The organism is Bradyrhizobium sp. AZCC 2289, assembly GCF_036924615.1.
Classification (GTDB): Bacteria; Pseudomonadota; Alphaproteobacteria; order Rhizobiales; family Xanthobacteraceae; genus Bradyrhizobium.
The window spans coordinates 5,048,624-5,067,456 of record NZ_JAZHRY010000001.1 but is presented as its reverse complement, the minus strand read 5'-3'; the positions used below and the strand labels follow the sequence as shown (position 1 = coordinate 5,067,456).

The following is an 18,833-nucleotide window of genomic DNA, read 5'->3' as shown; positions in this document are numbered from 1 at the left end:
TTGTGCCGTGCCATAATGGCAATGTTAAATAATACATAGGAAGGAGCGCTCATGGCCGAGCCGTTTCTCTCGGAAATCCGGATGATGTCGTTTGGCTTCCCGCCCAAGGGTTGGGCGCTTTGCGACGGTCAGCTGCTTCCCATCAACCAGAACCAGGCGCTGTTCTCATTGCTCGGAACGACCTATGGCGGTGATGGACGCGTCAACTTCGGCCTGCCCAACCTGGATGGACGAACGCCGATCCACATGGGCAACGGTCACACGCTGGGCGAGCGTGGCGGCGAGCAGGGGCACACGCTCTCGATTTCGGAAATACCGACGCATGTTCATACGGCACAAGGCTCGCCGACGGACGGCGATCAGGTCATTGCCACAGGCAATTATCTGGGACCGGTGAACCAGCTCTATGGGGCTCCCTCCAACACCACGGCGATGGTTTCGACCGAGATCAGTGCCGTCGGGGGCAGTCAAGCCCATCTCAACATGCAACCGTTTTTGACCATCAATTTCAGTATTGCCCTGCAGGGCATCTTCCCGTCACAGAACTGAGGGGATTCATCCATGGCACAGCCTTACGTCGGCGAGATTCGCATGTTTGCCGGCAACTTCGCGCCGGCCGGCTGGATGTTCTGCGAGGGACAGCTGCTGCCGATCTCCGAGTTCGAAACCCTGTTCAACCTGGTCGGCACCACCTATGGCGGCGACGGCCAGTCCACATTCGCCCTGCCGGACATGCGCGGCCGGATCCCGATCCACATGGGCAACGGCTTCGCGCTGGCCGAAACCGGCGGCGTCGAGACGGTCACGCTGACGACCGCGCAAATACCCTCCCATAGGCATCCCTTTATCGCGACGTTGAACATTGGAGGGGCGAACAGTCCCGGCAATAATGTGCCCGCGCAAAGTTCTACCGTGAAGGTCTATTCGACCGTGGCACCGGGCGTGGCGTTGGGTCCATCATCGATTACCATGACCGGCGGCAGCCAGCCGCACAATAATTTCCAGCCGTATCTCTGCGTCGACTTCATCATTTCGTTGTTCGGCATCTTCCCGAGCCCGACCTAGGAGCATCCCATGGATCCGTTCGTCGCGGAGATCCGCATTTTCCCCTTCAATTTCGCGCCCAAGGGCTGGGCGTTCTGCGACGGGCAGCTCCTGCCGCTCTCGCAAAACACCGCACTGTTTTCGCTGCTCGGCACCACCTATGGCGGCGACGGCAAAAGCAATTTCGCGCTGCCCGACATGCAGGGCAATGCGCCGATGCATCCGGGCCAGGGCCCCGGCCTGTCGCTGCACGATCTCGGCGAAACGGGTGGATCAGACACCGTCACATTGCTCGAAAGCGAGATGCCGCAACACAACCACGGATTGATGGCCGAGGTCACGCCCTCGCAGTTATTCGCGCCGAGTTCCGCGACGGCACTCGGCCGGTCTGTCGGCGGGCCCGCTTATCAGGCTAGCGGTACCGGTTTGGTGCAAATGAACGCGCAGGCCGTCGCCCCCGCCGGCGGCGACCAGCCGCACAACAATCTGATGCCCTATCTCACGCTGAATTTCTGCATCGCGCTGCAGGGTGTCTTCCCGCCACGCACGTAAGCTCGGTTCGATGGATCAACCTCTGTCCGCTGCCCGCGAGACAGTCCCGTTCGGCTGGCGGCGTGCGGCCGATTCCGGGCTGAATTTCCGCCGCATCGCGGACGCCGACCTGCCGTTCCTCGTGCGGGTCTATGCCTCGATCCGCGCCGAAGAGCTTGCCGCCACCGACTGGTCCGACGAGCACAAGGCGGCATTCCTGGACCAGCAGTTCCAGGCGCAGCACGCGCACTATCAGCGCTACTACCCGAACGCCGACTGGCTGGTGACGGGGCACCAGGGCCGGGATATCGGCCGGCTCTACGTCGAGCGCTGGCCGAGCCAGCATCGCATCATCGACATCGCCTTCCTGCCCGAACATTGCGGCAAGGGTTTTGGCGCGGCACTGCTGCGCGACCTCATGGACGAGGCTGCCGCCGCCGCTAAAGACGTCTCGATCCATGTCGAGAAACTCAATCCGGCGATGCGGCTCTACCGGCGCCTCGGATTCGTCACCGAGGAAGACAAGGGCGTCTACGATCTGATGCGCTGGACCGCGCCAGCGGCGTGATCTCGCGCAAGATCGTTATCCCGTGGCCTCGTGGTTCGAGACGCGCGGCGTTGCCGCGCTCCTCACCATGAGGGTCTAAGACATCATCCTGAGGAGCACGCGTTAGCGTGCGTCTCGAAGGATGAAGCCACCGAACCCAAATGCGTTACGTGAACGTCGCGTGATAGCCGTTGCCGCCCTGCGTCGGCCCGACCGGCACCAGAAATATCTCCATCGTGCCAAGCGCCGGATGTGTCACCGGATAGGTCGCCTGCGGCAGCCACGGGCCTTGCGGCGCGACGAACAGCAGCGCGAACGCGCCGCCCGCACGTCCGCTCGCGCCCGCAGGAGCGACCTTCACCAGCTTCAACGGCACGACACCGCTCGATGCCTGCATGTCGAAGACCGTATCGCGATGCGGCGCGAAATCGTCGATCTTGAGCGTCGCGAGGTCAGGCGATGGTGACATTGCAATATCCATCCGGTTGCGCCGTTCCCTCTAGCATAGTGTGGATCACACGACAAAATTTGCATTGGCCACAATCGGAAGGTTAATACGAAACCAGCCCCGGCTGGATTACATCGGGCTGGAGCTGCAATCCCTTTCGTGACTAACATCGGTGGCTAAGGGTCCCGGCGCCCCTGCGCACCCGGCCGGGACGATGTCAGAGCGAGGTCGGCCATGGACGCGACTGTAACACCAGCTTTGCCCCGCGGCGCCGATCACATCGCGCCTGACTGCGCCGGGCAAAACTTTTACGCCATCGATCGCGGCCTGCGCGATCTGCTCGCGCTTTATCTCCTCCCGGACGATTTCCGGCGGCTGGAGCCGCATTTCGATCGCCTCGGCGCGCTCGCCGGCGGCCGGCTCGATGAACTGGCGCGGATCGCCGACAGGCATCCACCGGTGCTGCACCCGCGCGACCGCTTCGGCCGCGACGAGGACTGGATCGACTATCATTCCTCCTACCGCGAGATGGAAAATATCGCCTTCGCCGATTTCGGGTTTCACGCCATGAGCCATCGCGCCGGCACGCTTGGCATGGATCGCCCGCTGCCGGCGGTCGCCAAATACGCGCTGCAATATCTGTTCGTGCAGGCCGAATTCGGCCTGATGTGCCCGATCAGCGTGACCGACACCTCGATCCATCTGATCCGGAAATTCGGTAGCTGCGAGCTGAAAGAATATCTGCTGCCGAAAATGCTGTCCGCCGATCCGGCGACGCAGTGGAAGGGCACCCAGTTCATGACCGAGCGCGCCGGCGGCTCCGATGTCGGCACCATCGAAACCGTCGCCCGCCGCGAGGACGGCGAATGGCGGCTGTATGGCGACAAATGGTTCTGCTCGCACGCCGACGCCGACGTTGCATTGCTGCTGGCGCGCCCCGACGGCGCGCCGGCCGGGACCAAAGGCCTGGCGCTGTTCGCGCTGCCGCGCCGGCTGAAGGACGGCAGCCGCAACGCCTATCGCATCGTCCGGCTCAAGGACAAGCTCGGCACCCGCTCGATGGCGTCAGGCGAGATTTTGCTGGAAGGCGCCACGGCCTTTCTGGTCGGCGCCGCCGATCAGGGCCTGAAGCAGATGATGGAGCAGGTCAATCTGTCGCGGCTGTCGCATGGCGTGCGCGCGGCGGCGATGATGCGGCGCTGCGTCAACGAGGCGATGGTGTGCGCGCGAACACGCTCCGCCTTCGGCAAGACCATCATCGACTATCCCCTGCTCCGCCGGCAGCTCCTGAAGATCACGCTGCCGACGGAACAGGCGCTGTCGATGTTCCTGTTCGCGGCCGACGCGATGGACCGCGCCAATGCCGGCGCAAGGGACGCCGAAAATTGTTTGCGGATCCTGACGCCGCTTCTGAAATTCCGCGCCTGCCGCGACAACATTCCGGTGGCGACCGGCGCGATGGAGGTGCGCGGCGGCAATGGCTACATCGAGGAATGGGTGCAGGCGCGGCTGGTGCGCGACGCCCATATCGGCGTGCTCTGGGAGGGCACCAGCAACATCAACGCGCTCGACATCGTTACCCGCGCCGTCGGCAAGAGCGGCGCGCACAAGGCGCTGGAAGCCGCATTGCTGAAATTGCTCGACGAAGCCGCGGCCATTCCAGCGGCGTTCCGCGACCGCCTGCGGCAGACGCTCGACCGGACCATGCGCTTCGCCGAACGCGTCGCCGCCGACCCCGCGCGGGAAGCGCACGCCCGGCGTGCGGCGAGTGCGCTCTATCACATCGCCAGCGCTGTGCTGATGACGCGCGAAGCCGCCCAGCTCGGCGCCGATGCGCGCAGGGCGCTCTTGGCCCGGCTGGTGCTGGAGCATCGCCTGGGCGTGCAGGATCCGCTGGCGCCCGAGGCCGGCGAATGGGAACGGGAGGCTGTGGAAATTTTGTTATCGGATCGCAGCGTGTCGGTTGCGGAGATTGGTGGGCTGTTGGAGATTTAGTCGTCATTCCGGGATGGTCCGAAGGACCAGACCTCAGATGCGCAATTGCGCACCGGGGAATCTCGAGATTCCGGGTTCGCGTCTTCGACGCCCCCCGGAATGACCGGGGTAAGCATCTTCGGGCATGACGTCTCGCGCCAGCTTCGCTAGATTGCCGTCGAGGAAAGGAACCATCCGGGGGAGGACGAGGTGCACAAGGGCCGTGTCGTATTCGGCGCGATGGATGAGGTTGTCTTCGGCCGTCCGGCGGCCGAGGCGATCGTCGAGCAGATCGATCGCCTGAAGGCTGCCCGCGCCTTCCTGATGGTCAGCGGTACGCTCAACCGCCAGACTGACGAGATCGGAAAAATCCGCCGCGCGCTGGGAGCGCGCTGCGTCGCCACCTTCGACGCGATGCCGGCGCATACGCCGCGCGCGGCCGTCATCGCCGCCGCCAACCAGGCCAGCGCCGCCGATGCGGACATCATCATAACCGTCGGCGGCGGCTCGATCACCGACGGCGCCAAGGCGGTGCAGCTCTGCCTCGCCAACGATGTGAATACGGTCGAAGGCATCGACGCCATTCGCGGCCAGGGCAGCGGCTCGCTGGCCGCGCCAACCGTGCGCCAGATCAGCGTGCCGACGACGATCGCCGGCGGCGAGTTCTCGTCGATCGCCGGCGTCATCAACGAAAAGACGCGGGTCAAGGAAGGGCTGCGCCATCCGCTGCTGATGCCGCGCGCCACCATCCTCGACCCCTGGCTTTCCGTGCACACGCCGGAATGGCTGTTCCTGTCGACCGGAATCCGCGCCGTCGATCACTGCGTGGAAGGCATCTGCTCCCGCGAGGCGCATCCTTACGGCGATGCGCAGGCGCTGAAAGGGCTAGCCATGCTGACCGAGGCGCTGCCGCGGGTGAAGGCGGATCCCAACGACATCGACGCGCGGATGGATTGCCAGATCGGGACCTGGCTTTCGACCGGGCCGCTGGCGTCGGGCGTGCCGATGGGCGCCAGCCACGGCATCGGCTATGTGCTCGGCGCCGAATTCGAGGTGCCGCACGGCTATACGTCCTGCGTGATGCTGCCTTCGGTGATGCGCTGGAACAAGCCTGATAACGCCGAGCGGCAGGCGCTGGTGGCCGCGGCGATGGGACACCAAAGCGAGGATGCCGGCGATGTGCTCGACCATTTCATTCGCGGCCTCGGCATGCCGCGCAGCCTGCAGGATGTTCGCGTAGGCCCCGAACATTTCGACCGGATCGCGGAAGCTGCGATGGCCACGCCATGGGTGCCGCGCAATCCGCGCCGGATCGAGAGCCCGGCGCAGGTGCGCGAGATTCTTCTAATGGCGGCATAAGGGAATGGCATAAGGGAACCAAGAGCAAGATGTACACCGGCAAGCATGCGCTTCTTCGTCCGCTTCAGCCCGCCTTCATCATGGCCGGCACCGGCGAGACCGTCACCTACCGCGAGCTGGATGCGCGCAGCAACGCGCTGGCGCATCTGTTCCGCAACCGCGGCCTCAAGCGGCTCGACCATTATGCGATCTTCATGGAGAACAACAGCCGCTACCTCGAAGCCTGCGGCGCGGGCGAGCGCTCCGGCCTGTATTTCACCTGCGTGAATTCCTACCTGACGGCCAGCGAGCTCGCCTACATCCTCACCAACAGCGAGTCGCGCATTCTCATCACCTCAAAGGCAAAACTCGAGGTCGCGCGCGAGGCGCTGAAGCAATGCCCCAAGGTCGAACTCTGCATCGTCGCCGATGGCGACGGCGAGAATGAGCGCATCGTCGGCCTGCGGCAGGCGACGGCGGGTTTACCGACGACGCCGATCGCAGACGAGTCGGTCGGCACCGCGATGCTATATTCGTCGGGCACTACCGGCCGGCCGAAGGGCATTTTGCGGCCGCTGCCGGAACAGCCGCCGGTACAGAACCTGCCGATCTTCGACTTCCTGCACAAACTCTGGCAGTACCGCGAAGGCATGATCTATCTGTCGCCGGCGCCGCTCTATCATTCGGCGCCGCAAGCCGCGGTCAACCTCACCATACGATCCGGCGGCACCGTCATCATCATGGAGAGTTTTGATCCCGAGCGTTACCTCGAACTGATCCCGAAATGGGGCATCACGCATACGCAACTGGTGCCGACGATGTTCTCGCGCATGCTCAAACTGCCGGAGGAGGTGCGATCCCGCTACGATTTGTCGTCGCTGGAGATCGCGATCCATGCGGCGGCGCCGTGTCCAGCGATGGTCAAAGACGACATTATCAAATGGTGGGGACCGATCGTCCACGAATATTACGGCGCCACCGAGGGGCTCGGCTTCACCGCCTGCAACAGCCAGGAATGGCTGGCGCATCGCGGCACCGTCGGCAAGGTTTATCTCGGCGACCTGCATATTCTCGACGAGAACATGAAACCCTGCCCCGCCGGCACTCCGGGCACAGTGTGGTTCAAGACTGCGACGCCGTTTGAATATTTCAACGATGCCAACCGGACGAAGGAGGCCCGCTCGGCGGACGGCAGCATGAGCACCGTCGGCGACGTCGGCTATGTCGACGCGGATGGCTTTCTCTATCTGACCGATCGCGCGACCTTCATGATCATCTCCGGCGGCGTCAACATCTACCCGCAGGAATGCGAAAACCTCCTGATCACGCATCCCAAAATCGCGGACGCCGCGGTGTTCGGCGTCCCCAATGCCGATCTCGGCGAGGAAGTGAAAGCGGTGGTGCAGCCGATGCCGGGGGTTTCGCCGGGACCCGAACTCGCAGAGGAATTGATTCGGTTTTGCGGCCAATCGCTGTCGCGCCAAAAAGTCCCCCGATCGATCGACTTCGAAGCCGAGCTGCCGCGGCTGCCGACCGGCAAGCTCTACAAACGTTTGTTGCGCGACCGCTACTGGGGCAACAAGACATCACGCATCGTGTGAAGGCGAAAGCGACCTCCGAACTTCCTTCATTTGCCGACCGGGCAAGTGCCGGGATTATCGCATGGGGACGGTGATGCGCGTGTGGTGGCAGCGGCCTCGGAGGCTGGACCTTCAACCCCATTCACCAGGGCCGAGACGCGCCAGCGATAGGCGGATGCCGGCGTCAGGCCGGAATCGGCGAAACTCGCGCCGGCCACGTCGGCCACCGCGGCAAACTGGCCATCGGCGCCGGCCCGCGCGATACGGTAGGCTGTGGTTCCCGGCTGCGGGGTCCACGCCAGATCGGCAGAAATGTCCGAGGTATCGATGACCATGAGCGCCGCCGGCGCCGCGGCGGCAGCCGGCGCGGGCGCGGGCGCGGGTACAGCCCGCGCGGTCAGTGCATCGAGCATTGCCTTGATCGTCCTGATCTGCGGCCCCGACTTGGCGACATAGCTGTCCGCGTGATTGACGTAGCTCCACCAGTCCCAGCACGCCTGCGGATTGAACGGCAGGTACGAACTCGACATGGTCTGCGGATAAAGCACGATCAGGCGATTGGTGTCCGCCCAGGCATTGTACCCGGTGTCGTCGACGTAACGCCGATCGATATCGCCACTGTCCTGCTTGCACCCATGCAGCGCGATGTGGACCCGGCACGCCGCACCCTCCTCGCACGCCTTGGGAACGAACAAATAGCCAGAGTCGCCCAGACTGAGCGAACCGGCGTCATCGGGCCGGGTGTAAGCCGACTGATCGAAACGCTTGGTCGTCCCGCTCAATGTCCCCCGGTTGGGGGCATTCAACGCGCCATAGATATGCTGGAGAATGATTCCGGCCTGGTCATAGCCGCACTGGTCGATATACGGGACGGCGTTGTCGCCGCAGCCGTTGAGGCCATCCTTGTGCGGGTCCTGCGCGATAACCAGCGAATGGCCCGCCCCGATTGTGGTCTGGTAGTACAGGTTGCCGCGGTTGGGCTCGCCGAGATAATGCCGATAGAAATCCGCGGCCGCATCGGTGGCCGACTTGGCCACGACGGCGTCGTTGTAGCCGTGGAAGACATACACTTTCTGTCGCCGCACGAATTGCAGGGCATCGATATCGCCGGAAGCCGATTTGGCGTCGGCCTTTGCGAAAGAGCTGCCCAGTTCCGGCGGCGGCCCGGTCATGCATGGGCCGGTCGCGGTCATGATCGGCAGCGTGTAGCCGTTGATGATGTCGTCGGCATCCGCCTTCGCGCACCAATAGGGCCCGCCGGCGACCACGCCGACGCCCTTGATCACCGAAGACCAGGCGGTCGCGAACTGCACGGCCATGAAGGCGCCCGACGAGATGCCCGATATCGAGCTTTCGCCGATGTCGGCGTTGTAGCCGGCCAGTTTTGCTGGCTGTTCGGCCCGCGCCGGGCCCGCGGCCGACGCCGCCGCGCCAAAAACGATTGCCGTCGCCATAGCCACGCCTGGGTTCATGACACGCTCCTGTTGAGCCGAAGACATCCGACACCCCCGGTATGCTGGTTTCATGCCAAAGCCGGAGAGCGGCTTCCCGGAAAGGAAGGCAAGGACGGCAACCTGCTCGAAGTGCGCATGATCGCAAGCTCGATCATGAACGCCTCGGGCATCTTCACCGCCGACAAGACCGTCAAATACGACCCGGCGAAGTCGGTGCTCAAATTCGCAATCGGCGACAAACTGTCGCTGGCGGCACGGCAGACGGCTTCGTCAGGCCGGCGGCAGCGTTCTTTGCCGAGATCGAGCGCAAATACGTCGCGGTATAGCGCCAAACGCCGCGAATTCCGGCCGTCAGGCGCAATCAATTCCACAATATGAGACGTCGCTCGCCGAGATAGTCCGAATTGCCAATCCCCGCATCGGCCGCGGCCGGTTGCCCGAGCCCCCCGTCATGATATCGTCCGGCGCAAATCGGCCGGTTGAGACCGAAAATTGGGAGGGGATCATGCGGAGCGTGAAAACGCTTGCCGTCGCGGTATTGGCTGTGCTGGCGGCTTACGATGTCTCGTCGGCAGGCGAGCCGAAACAGGGCGGCATTCTCCGGATCTATCACCGCGACAGTCCGGGCAGCGCCTCGATCCATGAGGGCGCGACCTATTCGATCAACGTCCCCTTCATGCCTGTTTACAGCAACCTCGTCCTCTTCAATCAGCATATCGCCCAGAACAGCGTCGATACCATCGTCCCGGAACTCGCGGAGAGCTGGGCCTGGAGCAGCGACAACAAGACCCTGACCTTCAAGCTCCGGCACGACGTCAAGTGGCATGACGGCAAGCCGTTCACGTCCGCCGACGTCAAATGCACCTTTGACATGCTGATGGGCAAGTCGCCGCAGAAATTCCGCCAGAATCCGCGCAAATCCTGGTACGAGCAGGTCAATGACGTGACGACCAACGGCGACTACGAGGCGTCGTTCAACCTGAAACGGCCGGAACCGGCGCTATTGTCGCTGCTCGCCTCGGGCTACACGCCGATCTATCCCTGCCACGTCTCGCCGGCCGAAATGCGCACCAAACCGATCGGCACCGGCCCGTTCAAGTTCGTGGAGTTCAAGGCCAACGAGTCGATCAAGCTCGTGAAGAACCCGGATTACTTCAAGAAGGGCCTGCCCTATCTCGACGGCATCGACTTCACCATCATCCCGAACCGGTCGACCGCGATCCTCGGCTTCGTCTCCGGCAAGTTCGACATGACCTTCCCGACGGAAGTCTCGATCCCGCTGTTGAAGGACGTCAAAGCGCAGGCGCCGAATGCGGTGTGCGTGGTGGAGCCTAACAACGTCTCGACCAACATCATCGTCAATTCATCCTCGCCGCCGTTCGATAATATCGACATCCGCCGCGCGCTGGCGCTGGCGCTCGATCGCAAGGCGTTCATCCAGATCATGTTCGAGGGCCAGGGCGATATCGGCGGCACCATGGAGCCGGCGCCGGCCGGCCTGTGGGCGATGCCCAAGGAGATGCTGGAATCGATCCCCGGCTACGGCCCGGACATCAACGCCAACCGGGAAGAAGCGCGCAAATTGATGCAGAAGGCGGGCTACGGCCCCGACAAGCACCTGCAGATCAAGGTCTCCACGCGCAACATCCCGGTCTACCGCGATCCCGCCATCATCCTGATTGACCAGATCAAGAGCATCTATATCGACGGCGAACTCGACGTCGTCGACACCGCGCAGTGGTTCCCGAAAGTGGCGCGCAAGGACTATGCGCTCGGGCTCAACCTGACCGGCAATGCGGTCGACGATCCCGACCAGTCGTTCTACGAAAACTATTCCTGCGGCTCCGAGCGGAACTACACCAATTACTGCAACAAGGACATCGAAAAGCTGTTCGATCAGCAATCGGCCGAAACCGACCTCAACAAGCGCAAGAAGCTGGTCTGGGAGATCGACAAGAAGCTGCAGGAGGACGTCGCGCGTCCGATCATCTTCCATAGCCGCACCGGCACCTGCTGGCAGCCCTATGTCAAGAACGTCACCATCATGTCCAATAGCTCCTATAATGGCTTTCGTTACGAAGACGTCTGGCTGGACAAGTAACGTCCATCGGCGCACAGGCTTCGAGGGCGGGTCAGGGAGAGCGGCCAAGTGTTCGGTTATATCGTGCGGCGCCTTGCCTTGATGCTCGTGACCCTGATCGGGATCTCGATCATCATCTTTGTGCTGCTGCGCGTCGTTCCCGGCAACATCGTCGATATCCTGTTCGACGCGGCGGGGTTCGTCGATCCCGCCGACAAGGCCAACCTGGAAAAGGAACTGGGTCTCAGCGACCCGATCGTGGTGCAGTATCTGCACTGGATCGGCGGCCTGTTGCGCGGCGATCTCGGCTATTCCTATGTTTCGGAAAAGCCGGCGCTGGATGAAATCCTGCCGCGGATTCCGATCACCGCGCGGCTCGCCGGCCTGGCGCTGCTGTTCTCGGCATCGATCGGCATTCCCTTAGGGGTCATCAGCGCCGTACGTCAGGGCACGCGGCTGGACTATGCCTTGCGCGTCGTCAGCCTCAGCGGCCTGTCGCTGCCGTCGTTCTGGCTCGGGCTGTTGATCCTGATGGCGTCGGTTTCGTTGTTCGGATCGATGCCGATCTTCAATCCGAACCCGAAGACATGGACCGAGGCCATCGCGATCTATTGCGTGCCGGCGATGGCGGTAGGTTTTCGCAGCGCCGCGCTGACGATGCGCATCACGCGCTCTTCGATGCTCGAAATCCTGCGCCAGGATTACATCCGCACCGCGCGGGCCAAGGGCGCCTCCGAATCGTCGGTCAATTACCGCCATGCGCTGAAGAACGCTATCCTCCCCGTCATCACCGTGATCGGTATCGAGGCGGCGTTCCTGATCGGCGGACTGATCGTCACCGAAACCGTCTTCAACATTCCGGGCATCGCGCGGTTCCTGGTCGAGGCGCTGCGCTGGCGCGATTATCCGATCGTGCAGAACCTGGTGATGCTGATCGCCGTGGTCGTGGTGGTCGCCAATTTCACCGTCGACATGCTGTACGCCGTGATCGATCCGCGTATCCGGTATGGGGATTAGCGCATGAATGGAATCAATGCCGACGTTCGGGTCACCTCGCCCCGCTTGCGGGGAGAGGTCGGTGCGCGCAGCGCGGCGGGTGAGGGGGACTCTCCACATTCGCGCTCGCGGAGAGTCCCCCTCACCCCAACCCTCTCCCCGCAGGCGGGGAGAGGGAGCATCACGGATTAGGAGATATCAGTTTGGCCGTGGTCAACTACGATAGCGAGCTCCGACGCGCCGGCGCAGACGCCGCGCATGGTTGGCGCCGGCTGGCTTTCCTGGCGCAACGCCACATGCTCGGTACGATCGGCCTCATCATCATGGTGCTGTTCGTCTGGGTGGCACTCTCGGCCGACCTGATCAGCCGCTACGATCCGCTCAGCGTCGATTCCGCGCACCGTCTCGCTGCGCCCGACTGGCGGCACTGGCTGGGAACCGATTCATTCGGCCGCGACGTCTGGAGCCGCATCGTCCACGGCGCGCGCATTTCGCTGGCGGTCGGCATCGGCTCGACCACATTGGGCGCGTCGATCGGGGTGATCGTTGGTCTCACCTCAGGCTATCTGTCCGGCTGGGTCGATCTCGTATTCCAGCGGGTGACCGATATTTTGCAGGCACTGCCGCTATTGGTGCTGGCGCTGGTGATGACCGCAGCGCTGGGACCGTCGCTGCCGAACGTTATTCTTGCGATCGCGATCCCGCTGATCCCGACGGTCGCCCGCGTGATTCGCGCCAATACGCTGGCGCTGCGCGAGCAGCCATTTGTGGAAGCCGCCAAATCGATCGGCATGAGCGAGGTGCGCATCGCGCTCCGCCATGTGCTGCCCAATACGCTGGCGCCGCTGATCGTGCTGGCGACCGCGCAGCTCGGTTCCACCATTCTGACCGAAGCCTCGCTGTCATTTCTAGGGCTCGGCATTCCCGAGCCCTATCCGTCCTGGGGACGTATGCTGTCGGAATCGGCGGCGGAATATGTCCGCGTCGCGCCATGGCTGGTGATCTTCCCGGGGATTGCCATCAGCCTTGCGGTGTTCGGCACCAACCTGTTCGGCGATGCGCTACGCGACATCCTCGACCCGAGGCAACGCGGCTGATGACCAAAGCGCAGACGGAAGACACGGTTCTCGACGTGAAGAACCTGCAGACGGTGTTCTTCACCAATTCGGGGCTGTTCAAGGCGGTCGACGACGTCTCCTTCACCGTCCGGCGCGGCGAGACGCTGGCGATCGTCGGCGAATCCGGCTGCGGCAAGAGCGTCAGCGCGCTGTCGATCATGCGGCTGGTGCCGGATCCGCCCGGCCGGATCGTCGGCGGCTCCGTGACGCTCGAAGGCACCGACCTGTTGAGCCTCGACGAGGCCGAGATGCGCAAGATTCGCGGTGACCGGATCTCGATGATCTTTCAGGAGCCGATGACCTCGCTCAATCCGGTGATGCGGATCGGCGACCAGATCACCGAGGCGGTCCAGTTGCACCGGTCGATGACGAACAAGGAAGCGTGGAAAAAGGCCGTCGAGATGTTGCGTCTGGTCCGGATTCCCGAACCGGAGCGGCGGGCGATTGAATATCCGCACCAGCTTTCCGGCGGCATGCGCCAGCGCGCCATGATCGCGATGGCGCTGGCGTGCCGGCCGGCGCTGTTGATCGCGGACGAACCGACCACCGCGCTGGATGTGACGATCCAGGCCCAGATCCTGGCGCTGATCGTCGATCTGCAAAAAGAACTTGGCACCGGCCTGATCCTGATTACCCACGATCTCGGCGTGGTCGCGCAGACCGCGCAGCGCGTCATCGTGATGTATGCCGGCAAGAAGGTCGAGGAAGCCAGCGTCGAAGCGCTGTTCGAAAATCCCAGGCATCCCTACACCCGCGGCCTGATGGCCTCGATGCCGGCGGTGATCGGGCTCGGGGCAAAGGCCGATGCGCGGCTGACCGAAATTCCAGGCATGGTGCCGTCATTGACGAACCTGCCGGTGGGCTGCGCTTTCGCGCCACGATGCGCCATGGCGATCGATCGTTGCCATCAGGAATATCCGCCCCTGCAGGATTTTGGCGATCGTCATTTTTCGGCGTGCTGGCGCGCCGCAGAACTGGTGGCGGCGCCATGACCGAGAAACCTCCGCTGCTCGAGGTCACCGACCTCATCAAACATTACGCGGTGCGCGGCGGCGTGCTGCGCCGTCGCGTCGGCACCGTGCACGCGGTCGATGGCGTCAGCTTTTCAGTGGGAACGGGCGAAACGCTCGGACTGGTCGGCGAGTCCGGTTGCGGCAAATCGACCGTGGCGCGGACCGTACTGCGGCTGGTCGAGCCGACCAGCGGCACCATCAGACTGAACGGCCTGGACATCGCGCCGCTCAGCAAGGCGGAATTGCGGCCGCACCGGCGCTCGATGCAGATCGTGTTCCAGGATCCGTTCGCCTCCCTCAATCCACGCATGACCGCGGGCGATATCGTCGGCGAACCGCTCAGCGTGCACGGGCTGGCGTCGGGTCACGCGAAGCAGGAACGGGTTACCGAGCTGTTCGCACAGGTCGGATTGCGGCCGGACCAGATGAAGAATTATCCGCATCAATTCTCCGGCGGACAGCGGCAACGCATCTGCATTGCACGGGCGCTGTCGCTCGGGCCGAGCCTGATCGTATGCGACGAGCCGGTCTCCGCACTCGACGTCTCGATCCAGGCGCAGGTGATCAACCTGTTGATCGACCTGCAGCGCAAGCACGGCTTCTCCTATCTGTTCATCGCGCACGATCTCGCGGTCGTCGCCCACATCAGCCACCGCGTCGCCGTGATGTATCTCGGCCGCATTGTCGAGATCGCGGACAAGACCGAACTGTTCGCCAACCCGCGCCATCCCTATACCCAGGCGCTGTTGGCATCGGTGCCGGTTGCCGATCCCAAGGCAAAGCGCCTGACGCCGATGATCGACGGCGACGTGCCGAGCCCGATCAACCCGCCCTCGGGCTGCGCGTTTCATACCCGCTGCCGCTATGCGATGGAGCGCTGCAAGGCGGAACGGCCGGTGCTGGCGGAAGCCGGCACGGGGCATCAGGTAGCGTGCTGGCTCAATGAGGGGACGGGGCGGGCGGGATAACAATTTCGTAGGGTGGGCAAAGCGAAGCGTGCCCACGACCTCGCGTGCGAAAAAGATGGTGGGCACGGCGCGAAGTGCGCTTTTGCCCACCCTACGAAGCTACGCCGCCGCCTCGATCTCCACGACAATCTTCCCCGTCGTCACCTGCTCGCCTTCGGCAACATCGATGGCCGCAATCGTGCCCGCTATGCCGGCCGTGTGCACATGCTCCATCTTCATCGCTTCCAGCGTCATCACCGGTTGACCAGCCGCGACCTTCTCACCCGGCTTGACCAGCACCGCGACGACGCGGCCGTTCATCGCCGCGCGGACTTTGCCGTTACCGCCGTTCGAAACCGCGGAGACCGGCGCGGCCAGCGTCAGGTCGCGCACCCTGAGCGTGAGGCCCCGGTGCAGGATATAGAGGCGATCTCCGTCGCGCTGAAACCTTGCCGATTCCATCACGCCGCTACTGTCGAAGCGGATGCTGTCGCGGCCGAGCTCATCGATCTCGAACCGGTGCACGTGGCCGTTGAGGCTCGCGGTGTAGCTCCCATCGCGTTCGCGCACGATTTCGACTTCCTGCACGCTTTTGCCCAGGTCGATGCGCGCAGCGATCGGGAATGTCGCCGCCAGGCTGCGTCCGCTTCGCCATGGCGGCGCGTGCGGATTGGTCACATAGAGCAGCAGCGCCGCCAGCGCGGCCTCGAAATGTTCATCCGCGCGCGGCGCCAGCAGTTCGTCGCGATGCTGGCCGATGAACGCCGTGGTCGCTTCGCCCGCGGCAAAGCCGGGATGGCGCAGACAGGAGATCAGAAACGACTGATTGGTGGTGACGCCAAACGCCGCGGTCTGCTCCAGGCCGGAGATCAGCTTGCCGCGCGCCTCGTTGCGATCAGCACCGAAACTGATGATCTTGGCGATCATCGAATCGTAGAACGGCGGAATCTCGGAACCGGATTGCAGCGCGTGCTCGACGCGAATCCCGTCCGGCATCTGCCACAGCGCCATCCTGCCTGACTGCGGCATGAAATCGTGCCCGACGTCTTCCGAGCACAGCCGTACCTCGATCGCGTGGCCGGAGAATTTGACGTCCTCCTGCGTGAGCCCGAGCGGCTCGCCGCTGGCGATACGCAACTGCAATTCGACCAGATCAAGCCCGGTGATCGCCTCGGTGACGGGATGCTCGACCTGCAGCCGCGTGTTCATTTCCATGAAGTAGAATTCGCCGCCTTGATCGAGCAGGAATTCCAGCGTCCCGGCGCCCTCGTAGCCGATCGACTTCACCGCCGCGACCGCGACCGCGCCCATCCGCGCCCGCAATTTCGGCGTGACCGCCGGCGACGGCGCTTCCTCGATCAGTTTCTGGTGCCGCCGCTGCACCGAGCAATCGCGCTCGCCGAGATGGACGGCGTTGCGGTAGCGGTCGCCGAACACCTGGATCTCGATGTGGCGGGGATCGACGATGGCACGCTCCAGGATGACGTTGGGATCGCCGAACGCGCCCTGCGCCTCGGATCGCGCGCTGCGCAAGGCATCCGGAAACGCCGCAGCATTCGCGACCAGCCGCATGCCGCGCCCGCCGCCGCCGCCGACAGCCTTGATCATCACCGGGAAGCCGATCTTCTTCGCTTCCGCCAGCATCACCGCGTCGCTCTGGTCCGCGCCCTGATAGCCGGGCACGCAGGGCACGCCGGCATCTCGCATGATATTCTTGGCGCCGGCCTTGTTGCCCATCGCCCTGATCGATTCCGGCGACGGCCCGATGAAGACGAGGCCCGCGTCGCGGCAGGCTTGCGCAAACTCCTCGTTCTCGGCGAGGAAGCCATAGCCGGGATGCACCGCGCTGGCGCCTGATGCCTTCGCGGCGGCGATGATCGCATCGATCCGCAGATAGGATTGCGACGGCAGCGCCTCACCGATCCGCACCGCTTGGTCGGCTTCGCGCACATGCAGTGAATCGCGATCGGCATCGGAATAGACCGCGACCACGCCATAACCGAGCCGGCGCGCGGTGCGCATGATCCGCAGCGCGATCTCGCCGCGGTTGGCGATCAGGATTTTGTGGAACGGCGTCTGCTTCATGGTGGCATCGCTCATGGCCGCGCCACCGAGAATTGCATGCGCTGTGGCGTCCGCGTCTCGGCCTCGCGGCAGATCGCCAGCACTTCGGACAGGATGCTGCGGGTATCGCGCGGATCGATGACGCCGTCGTCAAGCACGCGCGCACTGGTCGAGAACACATCCATCTGGCCGTCGAAAACGCCCGTGATCTGCGCCTTCATCGCCTCCAGCTTCTCTTTTTCAATGGGCCTGCCGCGCCTCGCGGCGGCGGCCTCGGTCACGATCGCCATGGTTTCGGCGGCCTGCTCGCCGCCCATCACGGCGGTCTTGGCGTTCGGCCACGAGAAGCAGAAGCGCGGATGGAAGCCGCGGCCGCACATGCCGTAATTGCCGGCGCCGAACGAGGCGCCGCAATAGATCGTGATCTGCGGCACGGTGGCTGAGGTCACCGCCTGGATCATCTTGGAGCCGTGCTTGATCATGCCGGCCTCTTCATAGGCCTTGCCGACCATGTAGCCGGTGGTGTTGTTGAGATAGAGCAGCGGCGTACGCGACTGACAGCAGGCCTGGATGAAATGCGTCGCCTTGTTGGCGCCGGGCACATCGAGCGGGCCGTTATTGGTGATAATGCCGATCGCCTGCCCCTCGATGCGGGCGTGGCCGCAGACGGTGGCGGGGCCGTAATTGGCGCCGAATTCGGTGAAGTCGGAATCGTCGACGAAGCGTGCGATGGCCTGCCGCATATCGACGGGACGCTTGTGATCCATCGGCATGACACCGAGCAACTCTTCGGCGTCGTAGCGCGGCGGCTTGAACGAGTCTTGCGGCGGCTTCGGCCGATCCCATTCCAGATTAGCCATGATGTCGCGCGCGATCCGCAGCGCGTCGCGGTCGTCCTCCGCCAAATAGTCGCCGAGGCCGGAAATCGAGGTGTGCATCTCGGCGCCGCCGAGTTCTTCCTCGGTCGCGATCTCGCCGGTCGCGGCTTTCAACAGCGGCGGCCCGGCGAGGAAGGCGCGGGTGCGGCCGCGCACCATCACGATGTAATCGGAGAGCCCGGTCTGGTAAGCGCCGCCCGCGGTCGAGGATCCGTGCGTCACCGTGACGACCGGCAGGCCCGCCGCCGACAACCGCGCCAGATTGCGAAAAATGTTGCCGCCGCGGATAAAATCCTCGACGCGGTAGCGCAACAGATTGGCGCCGGCGCTTTCGACCAGTTGCACGTAAGGCAGCTTGTTCTCCAGCGCCAGCTCCTGCACCCGCAAGGTCTTGTCGAGGCCGTAAGGCTGCAGCGCCCCGGCGTCGATGCCGGAATCATTGGCGCTGACCATGCAGCGAATGCCGGAGACGAAGCCGATGCCGGCGATCGCGCCGCCGCCCGGGATGCTCTTGCCGGCGTCCGGCACGTCGAACATGTAACCGGCCAGGGTCGACAGCTCGATGAAAGGCGCGCCGGGATCGAGCACCAGCGCCACGCGCTCGCGCGGCAGCAACTGGCCGCGCTTGTGAAAGCGATCCTTGGCCGCAGCGGAGGCGGCACGGGTGCGCTCTTCGAGGCCGCGCATCCGCGCGATCAGCGCCAGCATGCCGTCGCGGTTGGCCTTGTAGCCGGCGCCCGAGGGCATGATGGTGCTTTCGATGATGGCCATGAATCAACTTACTCCGTCATTCCGGGATGGTCCGAAGGACCAGACCCGGA

Annotated in this window: 17 protein-coding genes; 13 read left to right on the top strand and 4 right to left on the bottom strand. The window is 64.0% G+C overall.

Translation table 11 applies throughout. The features are described 5' to 3' along the window. The first annotated feature begins 51 nt into the window (after window positions 1-51). Genes V1289_RS24140 through V1289_RS24125 form a run of 4 tightly spaced genes read left to right on the top strand, consistent with a single transcriptional unit; the run spans window position 52 to window position 2,143 of the window. Entirely contained in the window at window positions 52-549 is a 498-nt protein-coding gene (locus V1289_RS24140) for a phage tail protein (RefSeq protein ID WP_334399418.1), read from the top strand. 12 nt (window positions 550-561) lie between these two features. Further along, entirely contained in the window at window positions 562-1,065 is a 504-nt protein-coding gene (locus V1289_RS24135) for a phage tail protein (RefSeq protein WP_334399416.1), read from the top strand. Window positions 1,066-1,074: 9 nt separating this feature from the next. Beyond that, entirely contained in the window at window positions 1,075-1,596 is a 522-nt protein-coding gene (locus V1289_RS24130) for a phage tail protein (protein WP_334399414.1), read from the top strand. 10 nt (window positions 1,597-1,606) lie between these two features. Further along, window positions 1,607-2,143 (top strand): GNAT family N-acetyltransferase, encoded by a 537-nt coding sequence (locus V1289_RS24125; protein ID WP_334399412.1) that lies wholly within the window; start codon window positions 1,607-1,609, stop codon window positions 2,141-2,143. Window positions 2,144-2,288: 145 nt separating this feature from the next. Here V1289_RS24125 and V1289_RS24120 read toward each other — a convergent pair whose 3' ends face one another. Beyond that, window positions 2,289-2,591: a DUF6916 family protein gene (locus V1289_RS24120; RefSeq protein WP_334399410.1), complete on the bottom strand. Its 303-nt coding sequence runs from the start codon at window positions 2,589-2,591 to the stop codon at window positions 2,289-2,291. A 213-nt stretch (window positions 2,592-2,804) separates the two neighbouring features. Between V1289_RS24120 and V1289_RS24115 the strand changes: the two genes are divergently transcribed. From V1289_RS24115 to V1289_RS24105, 3 genes are all read left to right on the top strand, one after another. Continuing rightward, window positions 2,805-4,565 carry an acyl-CoA dehydrogenase family protein gene (locus tag V1289_RS24115; protein ID WP_334399408.1) on the top strand — a complete coding sequence of 587 codons (1,761 nt, stop codon included), beginning with the start codon at window positions 2,805-2,807 and terminating at the stop codon, window positions 4,563-4,565. A gap of 189 nt (window positions 4,566-4,754) precedes the next feature. Beyond that, the gene (locus tag V1289_RS24110; protein ID WP_334399406.1) at window positions 4,755-5,903 is read left to right on the top strand and encodes an iron-containing alcohol dehydrogenase; all 1,149 of its coding nucleotides are present in this window, start codon (window positions 4,755-4,757) and stop codon (window positions 5,901-5,903) included. Between the two features lie 29 nt (window positions 5,904-5,932). Next, a complete protein-coding gene (locus V1289_RS24105; protein ID WP_334399404.1) occupies window positions 5,933-7,483 on the top strand; it encodes an AMP-binding protein in 1,551 nt (516 codons plus the stop codon). A 26-nt stretch (window positions 7,484-7,509) separates the two neighbouring features. On the opposite strand, the gene V1289_RS24100 is transcribed toward V1289_RS24105, so the two are convergent. Beyond that, a complete protein-coding gene (locus V1289_RS24100; RefSeq protein WP_334399402.1) occupies window positions 7,510-8,934 on the bottom strand; it encodes an extracellular catalytic domain type 2 short-chain-length polyhydroxyalkanoate depolymerase in 1,425 nt (474 codons plus the stop codon). A gap of 12 nt (window positions 8,935-8,946) precedes the next feature. Between V1289_RS24100 and V1289_RS24095 the strand changes: the two genes are divergently transcribed. The 6 genes from V1289_RS24095 (at window position 8,947) to V1289_RS24070 (ending at window position 15,091) form a co-directional block, all read left to right on the top strand. Next, window positions 8,947-9,294: a hypothetical protein gene (locus V1289_RS24095; protein WP_334399400.1), complete on the top strand. Its 348-nt coding sequence runs from the start codon at window positions 8,947-8,949 to the stop codon at window positions 9,292-9,294. A 127-nt stretch (window positions 9,295-9,421) separates the two neighbouring features. Continuing rightward, the gene (locus V1289_RS24090; RefSeq protein ID WP_334399398.1) at window positions 9,422-11,017 is read left to right on the top strand and encodes an ABC transporter substrate-binding protein; all 1,596 of its coding nucleotides are present in this window, start codon (window positions 9,422-9,424) and stop codon (window positions 11,015-11,017) included. 48 nt (window positions 11,018-11,065) lie between these two features. Next, window positions 11,066-12,013, top strand: a complete 948-nt coding sequence (locus V1289_RS24085; RefSeq protein WP_074271587.1) for an ABC transporter permease — start codon at window positions 11,066-11,068, stop codon at window positions 12,011-12,013. Between the two features lie 182 nt (window positions 12,014-12,195). Beyond that, a complete protein-coding gene (locus V1289_RS24080) occupies window positions 12,196-13,089 on the top strand; it encodes an ABC transporter permease (RefSeq protein ID WP_309181349.1) in 894 nt (297 codons plus the stop codon). After that, window positions 13,089-14,102 (top strand): ABC transporter ATP-binding protein, encoded by a 1,014-nt coding sequence (locus tag V1289_RS24075; RefSeq protein WP_334399393.1) that lies wholly within the window; start codon window positions 13,089-13,091, stop codon window positions 14,100-14,102. The genes V1289_RS24080 and V1289_RS24075 overlap by 1 nt, the downstream gene beginning before the upstream one ends. Continuing rightward, window positions 14,099-15,091, top strand: a complete 993-nt coding sequence (locus V1289_RS24070; protein WP_334399391.1) for an ABC transporter ATP-binding protein — start codon at window positions 14,099-14,101, stop codon at window positions 15,089-15,091. Before V1289_RS24075 ends, V1289_RS24070 begins: the two co-directional genes overlap by 4 nt. Window positions 15,092-15,190: 99 nt before the next feature. Here V1289_RS24070 and V1289_RS24065 read toward each other — a convergent pair whose 3' ends face one another. Beyond that, on the bottom strand, window positions 15,191-17,170 hold the full coding sequence (locus tag V1289_RS24065; protein WP_334399389.1) for an acetyl/propionyl/methylcrotonyl-CoA carboxylase subunit alpha: 1,980 nt from the start codon (window positions 17,168-17,170) through the stop codon (window positions 15,191-15,193). Beyond that, window positions 17,167-18,783, bottom strand: coding sequence for an acyl-CoA carboxylase subunit beta (locus V1289_RS24060; protein WP_334399387.1), 1,617 nt, complete (start codon window positions 18,781-18,783; stop codon window positions 17,167-17,169). Before V1289_RS24060 ends, V1289_RS24065 begins: the two co-directional genes overlap by 4 nt. Window positions 18,784-18,833 lie beyond the last annotated feature (50 nt).

Bases quoted from the DNA above. Each gene is read 5' to 3' on its own strand.
- V1289_RS24105 (WP_334399404.1), top strand. From the start codon at position 5,933: ATGTACACCGGCAAGCATGCGCTTCTTCGTCCGCTTCAGCCCGCCTTC.
- V1289_RS24060 (WP_334399387.1), bottom strand. From the start codon at position 18,783: ATGGCCATCATCGAAAGCACCATCATGCCCTCGGGCGCCGGCTACAAG.
- V1289_RS24125 (WP_334399412.1), top strand. From the start codon at position 1,607: ATGGATCAACCTCTGTCCGCTGCCCGCGAGACAGTCCCGTTCGGCTGG.
- V1289_RS24120 (WP_334399410.1), bottom strand. From the start codon at position 2,591: ATGTCACCATCGCCTGACCTCGCGACGCTCAAGATCGACGATTTCGCG.
- V1289_RS24075 (WP_334399393.1), top strand. From the start codon at position 13,089: ATGACCAAAGCGCAGACGGAAGACACGGTTCTCGACGTGAAGAACCTG.
- V1289_RS24100 (WP_334399402.1), bottom strand. From the start codon at position 8,934: ATGAACCCAGGCGTGGCTATGGCGACGGCAATCGTTTTTGGCGCGGCG.
- V1289_RS24140 (WP_334399418.1), top strand. From the start codon at position 52: ATGGCCGAGCCGTTTCTCTCGGAAATCCGGATGATGTCGTTTGGCTTC.
- V1289_RS24135 (WP_334399416.1), top strand. From the start codon at position 562: ATGGCACAGCCTTACGTCGGCGAGATTCGCATGTTTGCCGGCAACTTC.
- V1289_RS24065 (WP_334399389.1), bottom strand. From the start codon at position 17,170: ATGAGCGATGCCACCATGAAGCAGACGCCGTTCCACAAAATCCTGATC.
- V1289_RS24070 (WP_334399391.1), top strand. From the start codon at position 14,099: ATGACCGAGAAACCTCCGCTGCTCGAGGTCACCGACCTCATCAAACAT.
- V1289_RS24130 (WP_334399414.1), top strand. From the start codon at position 1,075: ATGGATCCGTTCGTCGCGGAGATCCGCATTTTCCCCTTCAATTTCGCG.
- V1289_RS24090 (WP_334399398.1), top strand. From the start codon at position 9,422: ATGCGGAGCGTGAAAACGCTTGCCGTCGCGGTATTGGCTGTGCTGGCG.
- V1289_RS24115 (WP_334399408.1), top strand. From the start codon at position 2,805: ATGGACGCGACTGTAACACCAGCTTTGCCCCGCGGCGCCGATCACATC.